This window comes from Escherichia sp. KTE52 (assembly GCF_000408325.1).
Classification (GTDB): Bacteria; Pseudomonadota; Gammaproteobacteria; order Enterobacterales; family Enterobacteriaceae; genus Escherichia; species Escherichia marmotae.
On sequence record NZ_KE138676.1, the window covers coordinates 308,452 to 319,652 of the forward strand.

10 protein-coding genes are annotated in these 11,201 nt (G+C 49.6%); 6 read left to right on the plus strand and 4 right to left on the minus strand.

The genetic code is table 11. The features are described 5' to 3' along the window. The first annotated feature begins 1 nt into the window (after nucleotide 1). The 5 genes from A1SC_RS19710 (at nucleotide 2) to rmf (ending at nucleotide 5,992) form a co-directional block, all read left to right on the plus strand. Nucleotides 2–1,909, plus strand: coding sequence for an ABC transporter ATP-binding protein (locus tag A1SC_RS19710; protein ID WP_000053064.1), 1,908 nt, complete (start codon nucleotides 2–4; stop codon nucleotides 1,907–1,909). A 201-nt stretch (nucleotides 1,910–2,110) separates the two neighbouring features. After that, the gene (pqiA, locus tag A1SC_RS19705; RefSeq protein ID WP_016261883.1) at nucleotides 2,111–3,364 is read left to right on the plus strand and encodes a membrane integrity-associated transporter subunit PqiA; all 1,254 of its coding nucleotides are present in this window, start codon (nucleotides 2,111–2,113) and stop codon (nucleotides 3,362–3,364) included. A 4-nt stretch (nucleotides 3,365–3,368) separates the two neighbouring features. Continuing rightward, entirely contained in the window at nucleotides 3,369–5,009 is a 1,641-nt protein-coding gene (gene pqiB / locus A1SC_RS19700; protein WP_000445524.1) for an intermembrane transport protein PqiB, read from the plus strand. Then, nucleotides 5,006–5,569 (plus strand): membrane integrity-associated transporter subunit PqiC, encoded by a 564-nt coding sequence (gene pqiC / locus A1SC_RS19695; protein WP_001516130.1) that lies wholly within the window; start codon nucleotides 5,006–5,008, stop codon nucleotides 5,567–5,569. The genes pqiB and pqiC overlap by 4 nt, the downstream gene beginning before the upstream one ends. Before the next feature lie 255 nt (nucleotides 5,570–5,824). Continuing rightward, the gene (rmf, locus tag A1SC_RS19690; protein WP_000828647.1) at nucleotides 5,825–5,992 is read left to right on the plus strand and encodes a ribosome modulation factor; all 168 of its coding nucleotides are present in this window, start codon (nucleotides 5,825–5,827) and stop codon (nucleotides 5,990–5,992) included. A 69-nt stretch (nucleotides 5,993–6,061) separates the two neighbouring features. Here the strand turns inward: rmf and fabA are convergent, their stop codons facing one another. Together fabA and A1SC_RS19680 are read right to left on the minus strand one after the other, a co-directional pair. Further along, the gene (gene fabA, locus A1SC_RS19685) at nucleotides 6,062–6,580 is read right to left on the minus strand and encodes a bifunctional 3-hydroxydecanoyl-ACP dehydratase/trans-2-decenoyl-ACP isomerase (RefSeq protein ID WP_000227927.1); all 519 of its coding nucleotides are present in this window, start codon (nucleotides 6,578–6,580) and stop codon (nucleotides 6,062–6,064) included. Nucleotides 6,581–6,648: 68 nt separating this feature from the next. Further along, nucleotides 6,649–8,409, minus strand: coding sequence for an AAA family ATPase (locus A1SC_RS19680; protein ID WP_000156540.1), 1,761 nt, complete (start codon nucleotides 8,407–8,409; stop codon nucleotides 6,649–6,651). A gap of 187 nt (nucleotides 8,410–8,596) precedes the next feature. Between A1SC_RS19680 and matP the strand changes: the two genes are divergently transcribed. Next, nucleotides 8,597–9,049, plus strand: coding sequence for a macrodomain Ter protein MatP (gene matP, locus A1SC_RS19675; protein ID WP_001516131.1), 453 nt, complete (start codon nucleotides 8,597–8,599; stop codon nucleotides 9,047–9,049). 74 nt (nucleotides 9,050–9,123) lie between these two features. Here matP and ompA read toward each other — a convergent pair whose 3' ends face one another. Both ompA and sulA read right to left on the minus strand, forming a co-directional pair. Further along, a complete protein-coding gene (gene ompA / locus A1SC_RS19670) occupies nucleotides 9,124–10,176 on the minus strand; it encodes a porin OmpA (RefSeq protein WP_001516132.1) in 1,053 nt (350 codons plus the stop codon). 355 nt (nucleotides 10,177–10,531) lie between these two features. Further along, entirely contained in the window at nucleotides 10,532–11,041 is a 510-nt protein-coding gene (gene sulA / locus A1SC_RS19665) for an SOS-induced cell division inhibitor SulA (protein WP_000288698.1), read from the minus strand. Between the last annotated feature and the right edge of the window lie 160 nt (nucleotides 11,042–11,201).

Consider the following 11,201-nt stretch of genomic DNA (forward strand, 5'->3'; position numbering starts at 1 on the left):
AATGTCATTAATCAGTATGCATGGCGCATGGCTGTCGTTCAGCGACGCGCCACTTCTCGATAATGCAGAGCTGCATATCGAAGATAACGAACGTGTTTGTCTGGTGGGCCGTAATGGCGCGGGCAAATCGACGTTAATGAAGATCCTCAACCGTGAACAGGGGCTGGATGACGGTCGCATTATTTACGAGCAAGATTTAATCGTTGCTCGTCTGCAACAAGATCCGCCGCGTAACGTTGAGGGAAGCGTTTATGATTTCGTCGCTGAAGGTATTGAAGAACAAGCGGAATACCTGAAACGCTACCACGATATTTCACGCCTGGTGATGAATGACCCGAGCGAGAAAAATCTTAACGAACTGGCGAAAGTTCAGGAACAGCTTGATCACCATAACCTGTGGCAACTGGAAAACCGCATCAACGAAGTACTGGCACAATTGGGATTAGATCCCAATGCTGCGCTGTCGTCGCTTTCTGGCGGTTGGTTGCGTAAAGCGGCATTAGGACGTGCGCTGGTTAGCAATCCGCGCGTGTTACTGCTCGACGAACCGACCAACCATCTGGATATCGAAACTATCGACTGGTTGGAAGGTTTCCTTAAAACATTCAACGGGACGATAATTTTCATCTCCCACGATCGTTCATTTATTCGCAATATGGCGACGCGTATTGTCGACCTCGATCGCGGTAAGCTGGTGACCTATCCTGGGAATTACGACCAGTATTTACTGGAAAAAGAAGAAGCTCTGCGCGTGGAAGAACTACAAAATGCTGAGTTTGATCGCAAACTGGCACAGGAAGAGGTGTGGATCCGTCAGGGGATCAAAGCGCGTCGTACCCGTAATGAAGGTCGTGTACGTGCCCTGAAAGCGATGCGTCGTGAACGTAGCCAGCGCCGCGAGGTAATGGGCACAGCGAAGATGCAGGTCGAAGAGGCCAGCCGCTCCGGTAAAATCGTCTTTGAAATAGAAGATGTTTGCTATCAGGTTGAGGGCAAACAACTGGTGAAAGATTTTTCCGCTCAGGTGCAACGTGGCGACAAAATTGCGTTGATTGGCCCGAATGGTTGCGGAAAAACCACGTTGTTAAAACTGATGCTGGGGCAACTTCAGCCAGACAGCGGGCGCATCCATGTCGGGACGAAACTGGAGGTGGCTTATTTCGATCAGCATCGTGCGGAACTCGATCCCGATAAAACGGTGATGGATAACCTGGCAGAAGGTAAGCAAGAGGTGATGGTTAACGGTAAACCACGCCACGTGCTGGGCTATTTGCAGGACTTCCTGTTCCATCCGAAACGGGCGATGACGCCGGTACGTGCACTTTCTGGTGGGGAGCGTAACCGTCTGCTGCTGGCGCGTCTGTTCCTCAAACCAAGTAACTTACTGATCCTTGATGAACCGACCAACGACCTTGACGTCGAAACGCTGGAACTGCTTGAAGAACTCATCGACAGCTACCAGGGCACGGTGTTGCTGGTGAGCCACGATCGTCAGTTTGTCGATAACACCGTAACAGAATGCTGGATCTTTGAAGGTGAAGGTAAAATCGGTCGTTATGTTGGCGGTTATCACGACGCTCGCGGTCAGCAAGAACAGTATGTGGCGCTTAAGCAACCAGCGGTGAAGAAAACCGAAGAAGTGCCTGTGCCAAAAGCAGAAACTGTAAAACGCAGCACGAGCAAACTAAGCTATAAACTGCAGCGCGAACTGGAACAGCTCCCGCAATTACTTGAAGAGCTGGAAGCAAAGCTGGAAGCCTTACAGGCACAGGTGGCAGATGCCTCCTTCTTCAGTCAGTCTCATGAACATACGCAAAAAGTGCTTGCCGATCTGGCTGCTGCTGAGCAGGAGCTGGAACAAGCTTTTGAGCGTTGGGAGTATCTTGAAGCGTTGAAAAATGGTGGCTGATCGCAAAACAGTTGTTTGATATAGAGGCTGATGACAAAGATAAATTGCCTGATGCGCTACGCTTATCAGGCATGAGGGAAACCTCAATTTATTGGATTTGTACAATTTATCATGCCGGAAAAGGCGCTCGCGCCGCATCCGGCATGAAAAACGAATACTTTGTCAGCAATCTGTAAAATAGCGCATCATTAAGGAGTACCAATGTGCGAACATCATCATGCCGCGAAGCATATTTTGTGCCCGCAGTGTGACATGCTGGTGGCGTTACCCCACCTTGAGCATGGTCAGAAAGCGGCATGTCCCCGGTGTGGCACGACGTTAACTGTTGCGTGGGATGCCCCACGTCAGCGCCCCACAGCATACGCGTTGGCTGCACTGTTTATGCTGTTGCTGTCCAACCTGTTTCCTTTTGTGAAAATGAACGTCGCCGGGGTAACCAGCGAAATTACGTTGCTGGAAATTCCTGGCGTGTTGTTTTCCGAAAACTATGCCAGCCTTGGCACTTTCTTTCTGTTATTTGTGCAACTGGTTCCTGCGTTTTGCCTGATAACTATTTTGTTATTGGTCAACCGCGCGGAATTGCCAGTTCGCCTGAAAGAGCACTTAGGACGGGTGCTTTTTCAACTTAAAACCTGGGGAATGGCGGAGATTTTCCTCGCTGGTGTACTGGTGAGTTTCGTTAAACTGATGGCTTATGGCAGCATTGGCGTAGGCAGCAGTTTTATTCCCTGGTGTTTGTTCTGCGTGCTTCAGTTGCGTGCCTTTCAGTGTGTCGATCGCCGTTGGTTATGGGATGATATTGCTCCTATGCCTGCGCTGAATCAGCCGCTGAAACCGGGGGTGACAGGTATTAACCAGGGGCTGCGCTCCTGTTCTTGTTGCACAGCAATCCTTCCTGCCGATGAACAGGTGTGCCCACGCTGTAGCACCAAAGGGTATGTTCGACGTAAAAACAGTCTGCAATGGACGCTGGCGTTGCTCGTTACGTCGATCATGCTGTATCTCCCTGCCAATATCTTGCCCATCATGGTGACCGATTTTTTAGGTTCAAAGATGCCGTCGACTATTCTCGCCGGGGTGATCTTGCTGTGGAGCGAAGGTTCTTATCCGGTCGCTGCGGTTATCTTTTTGGCCAGTATCATGGTTCCGACCTTAAAAATGATCGCCATTGGCTGGTTGTGCTGGGATGCCAAAGGACACGGCAAGCGTGACAGCGAAAGAATGCATTTGATTTACGAAGTTGTTGAGTTTGTAGGCCGCTGGTCAATGATTGACGTTTTCGTGATTGCGGTGCTCTCGGCGCTGGTGCGTATGGGAGGTTTAATGAGTATTTATCCGGCAATGGGTGCATTAATGTTTGCTTTAGTCGTCATTATGACAATGTTTTCTGCGATGACGTTTGACCCGCGTTTGTCGTGGGATCGTCAACCTGAACCAGAGCATGAGGAGTCCTGACAGTATGGAATCTAATAATGGGGAAGCCAAAATCCAGAAAGTGAAGAACTGGTCTCCCGTGTGGATATTTCCTATCGTCACGGCGCTTATAGGAGCGTGGGTTCTTTTTTATCATTACAGCCATCAGGGGCCGGAAGTGACCCTGATCACCGCGAATGCGGAAGGGATAGAAGGTGGCAAGACCACTATTAAAAGCCGTAGTGTTGATGTCGGCGTGGTTGAAAGCGCCACACTGGCTGATGATTTGACGCACGTTGAAATCAAAGCGCGTTTGAACGCAGGTATGGAAAAACTGCTGCATAAAGATACCGTTTTTTGGGTAGTAAAACCGCAGATTGGTCGCGAGGGCATTAGCGGCCTGGGGACTCTGCTGTCAGGGGTTTATATTGAGCTGCAGCCTGGGGCGAAAGGGGGCAAGCAGACGAGATACGATTTGCTTGATTCACCACCGCTGGCTCCGCCGGATGCGAAAGGGATTCGGGTGATACTCGACAGTAAAAAAGCCGGGCAACTTTCTCCGGGGGATCCGGTGTTATTCCGTGGCTTTCGGGTTGGCTCGGTGGAAACCAGCACGTTTGATACCCAAAAACGTAATATTAGTTACCAGCTCTTTGTTAACGCGCCTTACGACCGACTGGTGACCAGCAATGTTCGTTTCTGGAAGGACAGTGGCATTGCGGTTGATCTCACGTCAGCGGGAATGCGCGTGGAGATGGGTTCGTTGACAACGCTACTCAGCGGCGGTGTCAGCTTTGACGTGCCTGAAGGGCTGGATTTAGGGCAGCCTGTTGCACCGAAAACAGCATTCGTTTTGTATGACGATCAGAAGAGCATTCAGGATTCGCTGTACACCGATCATATTGATTATCTGATGTTCTTTAAAGATTCGGTACGCGGCCTGCAGCCTGGCGCACCAGTGGAATTCCGTGGTATTCGCCTGGGTACAGTAAGTAAGGTGCCTTTCTTTGCGCCGAATATGCGTCAGACATTTAATGATGATTACCGTATTCCGGTACTCATTCGCATTGAACCGGAACGACTGAAAATGCAGCTTGGCGAAAATGCGGATGTCGTTAAGCATCTTGGAGAGTTGTTGAAGCGTGGTTTACGTGGATCGCTGAAAACCGGAAATCTGGTTACTGGCGCACTCTATGTTGATCTCGATTTCTACCCGAATACGCCAGCGATAACTGGGATCCGAGAGTTTAATGGTTATCAGATTATCCCGACCGTTAGCGGCGGCCTGGCGCAAATCCAGCAGCGTCTGATGGAGGCGTTGGATAAGATCAACAAACTTCCGTTGAATCCGATGATTGAGCAGGCGACCAGCACGCTGTCGGAAAGCCAGCGCACGATGAAAAACCTGCAAACTACGCTGGATAGTATGAACAAGATTCTGGCCAGCCAGTCGATGCAGCAGTTGCCGACGGATATGCAGTCAACGTTGCGTGAGCTGAATCGCAGTATGCAGGGCTTCCAGCCTGGCTCCGCAGCTTACAACAAGATGGTGGCGGATATGCAGCGTCTTGATCAGGTCTTGCGTGAATTGCAACCAGTGCTGAAAACGCTCAATGAGAAGAGCAACGCGCTGGTATTTGAAGCGAAGGACAAAAAAGATCCAGAGCCGAAGAGGGCGAAACAATGAAAAAGTGGCTAGTGACGATCGCGGCACTGTGGCTGGCCGGATGCAGCTCCGGCGAAATCAATAAAAACTATTACCAGTTACCTGTTATGCAGAGCGGTACGCAAAGTACCGCCAGCCAGGGTAATCGCCTGTTATGGGTAGAGCAGGTCGCAGTTCCTGACTATCTGGCGGGGAATGGCGTGGTTTATCAAACCAGCGATGTGAAGTATGTGATTGCCAACAACAACCTGTGGGCCAGCCCACTAGATCAACAGTTGCGCAACACCCTGGTCGCCAACCTGAGTACGCAACTGCCTGGTTGGGTGGTTGCCTCCCAGCCTTTGGGAAGCGCCCAGGACACGCTCAACGTAACCGTAACTGAGTTTAACGGCCGCTATGATGGCAAGGTTATTGTCAGTGGCGAGTGGCTATTGAATCACCAGGGACAACTGATCAAACGGCCGTTCCGTCTGGAAGGGGTACAAAATCAGGATGGTTACGATGAAATGGTCAAAGTGCTGGCTAATGTCTGGAGTCAGGAAGCCGCTGCTATTGCGCAAGAGATAAAGCGTCTACCTTAATTATAAATATTTGTAAATATAACCGTCTCCGGCATGTTGCCAGAGGCGGTTTTTTTGTGCAATTCGCAGTAAAAAACTTGTTCCTCTTCACATTTTTTGTACAACCAACATGTCCGTGTGGCTCACAAATATGACAGTGGCGTGAATTTTGCGCATTGACGGCAGTTATGATTCGCGGTATTGCTTAACTGTGATTGCACATTTAGTAATCACTGTTTTCTTTTCCACCAGAAACCAGTATGAGGGAAACGAGGCATGAAGAGACAAAAACGAGATCGCCTGGAACGGGCACATCAACGTGGTTATCAGGCCGGCATCGCCGGACGCTCAAAAGAAATGTGTCCCTATCAGACGCTGAATCAAAGGTCAGAATGGCTGGGAGGCTGGCGAGAAGCCATGGCGGACAGGGTAGTTATGGCCTGATTCTGTCTCTTTAAAAAGAAACCTCCGCAATGCGGAGGTTTCGCCTTTTAATATGCAGCCTGATTTAAATCAGAATGCAGAAGTATCCTGGAACAGACCAACTTTCAGATCGCTGGCGGTGTAGATCAGACGACCATCAACCAGTACTTCGCCGTCTGCCAGACCCATGATCAAGCGACGGTTAACAATGCGTTTAAAGTGAATACGATAGGTCACTTTTTTTGCCGTAGGTAGAACCTGACCAGTGAATTTCACTTCGCCTACGCCCAGTGCGCGGCCTTTACCTTCGCCGCCCAGCCAGCCCAGGTAGAACCCTACCAACTGCCACATGGCATCCAGGCCCAGACATCCCGGCATTACCGGATCACCGATGAAGTGACAACCGAAGAACCACAGATCCGGATTAATATCCAGTTCTGCTTCAACATACCCTTTGTCGAAGTTGCCACCGGTTTCGGTCATTTTGACCACCCGATCCATCATTAGCATGTTCGGCGCTGGCAATTGCGGGCCTTTTGCGCCAAACAGTTCACCGCGACCAGAGGCAAGAAGGTCTTCTTTTGTATAGGATTCGCGTTTATCTACCATGTTCTCTGTAAGCCTTATTTTATTGAAGCACGCAGGATAGCTAACACGTGTACGCTGAACAAGTCCGATCAGTTCGGAATAAACCAGTTCAGCCAACGTAATGGCCACGGAAAACGGTGACGACCTTCCTGTTGCGATGCTTGCGCAATACGCTCCTGTATGGTCTGCATCAACGTCGTCTGACCTTCGCCATCCCACATCAGATTTAATAATAAAGGCAGTGCATCAGTGACATCGTCCACTGCCCAGATTGTGAATTTGCCTTCCTCAACCGCCTTCACCAGTTCGCTGTGAAGACTCAAATGGCGAACGTTAGCCGTAGGGATAATCACGCCTTGTTTACCACTTAACTCACGCTGTTGGCAGATAGCGAAGAAACCTTCAATTTTCTCATTTAAACCGCCGACTGGCTGGGCGCGACCGAATTGATCCACCGAACCTGTGATAGCGATACTCTGATTCACCGGTACATCGGCAAGGGCGCTTATCAGGGCGCAGAGTTCAGCCATTGAGGCGCTATCGCCATCCACTTCGCTATATGACTGCTCAAAAGTCAGTGATGCCGAGAAAGGGATCTGTTGCTCGAGCTGCAGTTCCGACATCAGGAACGCCTGCATGATCATCATCCCTTTAGCGTGTATGTTGCCGCCAAGCTCGGCTTTGCGTTCGATATCGGTAAATTCGCCGTCGCCTATATGCACAACACAGCTAATACGAGAAGGTTCGCCAAAAGCGCGCGGATGGCCCGGAAATTCGATAACCGAAAGAGCGTTAATCTGCCCAACGCGTTCACCTTCGGTTTCGATCAGGATCTGCTCCTGAAGGATCTCATCCTGCATCCGTTCGGCAAGGAATCCTTCGCGCCATTCCCGCTGTTGTAGCATCAAGTTTAGCTGCTCGCCGGTAAAGCTATCGCCTTCGCATAAGGATGCGACTTCTTTACACTGGCGCAGGATCCACTGCGGTCCAAGCGGCAGAGTTTCTTGATCACCTGTGTAGCGGGTGGCTTCGCGGATAAGCACAGGCCAGGCATCGGCACCAGGCGCAGGTAACTGGTTATGTCGGGCGATAAACGTAACCCACCGACACCACTGGCTTACTGATCCCGCATCGACAATCTGGAGGGTATCTTCAAATTCACTATAAATAGCCTGCTCAGACAGTTCCGGCTCCATCTCCTGAAAATCAGCCAATGACTCGCGTTCACCGACCAGAATGACTTTAAGCTTCAGCGGTATTGAAGGAACAGAGACAGGGAGGGGGCGCGACTCATCAAACGCTACCCAGTCAAAACGTTCGCGCTTGACGATATTTTTCAGCCGCATCCACAGCAGAGGTTGTGCCAGCAGTGTACGCAAGGAGATGATTAAAATACCGCCATTTGCCTGATGCACCAGCCCTGGTTGCAAGGTAATGTCGCCATTAAACTGGCGAAGGCAGCCAAAGAGTTGTTCCGCTTCCACCCAGTCAGCAATGACGACTTGCGTTAGTGTTGCGAAATTATCATTTGCGCTAACGGCATTACGTAAGCGAATGGTGTGGCCGGAAATCTCATAGTGACCGCCCATCAGTTGGCCTGCATCGCTTTGTAGCGTGCTTGCGGCATCGGCAATGAAATTCAGATACTCGGACTCTTCCGGGGCTTTCGCCAGCATAAAAGAGGATGATGCTCGGGCGTGCAGTAACTGTTCCAGCGCAAATTGCAGCCGCGGTTGAATGTCACTGAATAAAGGCTCGTTTTCGTCAATCAAATGTGGCTGTGCAAATACTTCCTGATAGCTTTCGGTATCAGGGACTAAGTCACGCCATGCAAGTTTCGTAATGGTCAAAGTTGATGTTTTTTAGTCTGTTGTCAAAGATGCGATTATACCGTAACCGACACTTCAGCACACGTGGAAAGCGCTGACAAAAGACCAGGCATTCACGCTAAAGCATCACAGGATGCGAGATTCTTTTCATCACACAGTTAAAAAACTGATATTCTGTAAAGAGTTACAGGGTAACATTGAGATCGCTATGAAATATCAACAACTTGAAAATCTGGAAAGCGGTTGGAAATGGAAGTATCTGGTGAAGAAACACCGTGAAGGGGAGTTAATCACCCGTTACCTGGAAGCCAGTGCCGCCCAGGAAGCCGTTGACGTGTTGCTATCGCTGGAAAATGAACCCGTGCATGTTAATGGCTGGATTGAAAAGCATATGAATCCGGAGCTGGTCAATCGCATGAAGCAGACCATTCGGGCCAGACGGAAACGCCATTTTAATGCGGAACATCAGTACACACGTAAGAAATCAATTGATCTGGAATTTATTGTCTGGCAACGGCTGGCAGGTCTTGCGCAGCGTCGCGGTAAAACGCTTTCCGAAACGATTGTCCAGCTAATTGAAGATGCAGAAAACAAAGAAAAATATGCGAATAAAATGTCTTCTTTGAAGCAGGATTTGCAGGCCTTGCTGGGTAAGGAATAACTTGCAAAGATTATTTACTTTACTGAAGACGAAAAAAACCCCGCGTGAAGCGGGGTTTTTTATCAGACGAGAACTTAAGCCTGCGGCTGAGTTACAACGTCTTTGATACCTTTAACTTCGATCTCTACGCGACGATCCGGAGCCAGGCAGTCGATCAGTGCAGCGCGCTGTTTCACGTTGTCACAGGTGTTGCCGGTAACCGGGTTGGATTCGCCCATACCACGTGCAGAGATTTTGTCAGACGGGATACCTTTAGAGATCAGGTAATCAACGACGGACTGAGCACGACGCTCGGACAGAGCCTGGTTGTAAGCGTCAGAACCGATGCGGTCAGTGTAACCCAGAACAACTACGGAACCGTCTTTCGGATCCAGGTTGCTCAGTTGGCTGTACAGCTGATCCAGAGCAGCCTGACCTTCCGGTTTCAGGGTTGCTTTGTTGAAGTTGAACAGAACGTCAGACTTCAGAGTGAAGTGCTTGGTCTGTACTTCCGGTGCCGGAGCTGGAGCCGGAGCAACTACTGGAGCTGCTTCGCCCTGACCGAAACGGTAGGAAACACCCAGGCTCAGCAGGCCGTTGTCCGGACGAGTGCCGATGGTGTGTGCGTCACCGATGTTGTTGGTCCACTGGTATTCCAGACGGGTAGCGATTTCAGGAGTGATCGCGTACTCAACACCACCTGCGAATACCGGGGAAACTCCGGTGTCGTGGTCTTTATAGGATGCGCCACCAGGTACGTTAGCCTTGGTGTCCGCACGCCATACCATACCACCCAGACGAGTGTAGATGTCCAGATCGTCAGTGATTGGGTAACCCAGTTTAGCGGTCAGTTGAACGCCCTGAGCTTTGTATGCGCCATTGATGTTGTCGCCTTTGTACGGCATACGACCTAACCAGTCGTAACCCATTTCAAAGCCAACATACGGGTTAACCTGGTAACCACCAAAAGCACCTGCACCCAGTTGGTTTTCGTGGGTCGGACCATTGTTAGGAATGAAACCAGTGTCATGGTACTGGGACCAGCCCAGTTTAGCACCAGTGTACCAGGTGTTATCTTTCGGAGCGGCCTGCGCTACGGTAGCGAAACCAGCCAGTGCCACTGCAATCGCGATAGCTGTCTTTTTCATTTTTTGCGCCTCGTTATCATCCAAAATACGCCATGAATATCTCCAACGAGATAACACGGTTAAATCCTTCACCGGGGATCTGCTCAATATTAACTCTACCGATATCTTCGGCTTATGCCGAGCACCCCTGGCGATGTAAAGTCTACAACGTAGTTGAAAACTTACAAGTGTGAACTCCGTCAGGCATATGAAAAAAAAGATTTGTATAAGGTACGTTTAACCTTTTTTGTTAACGATAATTTACAGCATAAAATCGCGGAAACCGCTTCAGACAAGCCTCCGCAGGGAAAATGAGCCATGAGTGAAATCATCAGCCGGACGGTAAAAAAAGTTCCAGGATTAATCCTAAATTTACTTAATGATACAAATTAGAGTGAATTTTTAACCCGGAAAGTTGTCTCGTGGCGTGAGAGGATGCGCTTACTGGACGCATAATGAACCCCATTGCGTTACCTTCATTGGCGGCATCCACAAGTTCAGCATGTTCTTCTTCTGTCAGATCATCTGCTAACCAACCGATCACCACGCTGTAATTTCCTGTGCGTAATGCGCGAACCATTGATTCCACTGTGTGGCAAGGGGAAAGCTGGTTGATCTGCATCACTTTCGTTAAAGGTAGTCCAGCAGCCTGAACCCATTCACGACTCAATTTTTGTTGTGGCGTTAACCATAACTGCCAACGCGATTGTTGGCCGAGTTGTTGTAATAATGGCAAAAGCAAGAGTTGCGTCATCATGGGCTGATCTTCGCGATAGACAACTTCACTAATTAGCCCAGCTGTAGTGTTTTCCGTAGAGACACGCGCGATTTTGCTTGTTGCGGATGAGAACAACGAAGAACGATGTGCATAGCCTGAAGTGTACATAATCAATCCAGCCCTGTGAGTTACTGTATGGATATACAGTACATCCGGTGACAACAAAGATCAACCCTATTTTCGGAAAGTGCCTCGCAAATTTTGTCGTTGGTGGCTGGAAAACATAAATTAATCTTGCCCCTTGAGAATAAGTTGCCTATTTTCGTAT

Coding starts and splice junctions, on each gene's coding strand:
- A1SC_RS19710 (WP_000053064.1), top strand. CDS start 2: ATGTCATTAATCAGTATGCATGGCGCATGGCTGTCGTTCAGCGACGCG.
- pqiA (WP_016261883.1), top strand. CDS start 2,111: ATGTGCGAACATCATCATGCCGCGAAGCATATTTTGTGCCCGCAGTGT.
- pqiB (WP_000445524.1), top strand. CDS start 3,369: ATGGAATCTAATAATGGGGAAGCCAAAATCCAGAAAGTGAAGAACTGG.
- pqiC (WP_001516130.1), top strand. CDS start 5,006: ATGAAAAAGTGGCTAGTGACGATCGCGGCACTGTGGCTGGCCGGATGC.
- rmf (WP_000828647.1), top strand. CDS start 5,825: ATGAAGAGACAAAAACGAGATCGCCTGGAACGGGCACATCAACGTGGT.
- fabA (WP_000227927.1), bottom strand. CDS start 6,580: ATGGTAGATAAACGCGAATCCTATACAAAAGAAGACCTTCTTGCCTCT.
- matP (WP_001516131.1), top strand. CDS start 8,597: ATGAAATATCAACAACTTGAAAATCTGGAAAGCGGTTGGAAATGGAAG.
- ompA (WP_001516132.1), bottom strand. CDS start 10,176: ATGAAAAAGACAGCTATCGCGATTGCAGTGGCACTGGCTGGTTTCGCT.
- sulA (WP_000288698.1), bottom strand. CDS start 11,041: ATGTACACTTCAGGCTATGCACATCGTTCTTCGTTGTTCTCATCCGCA.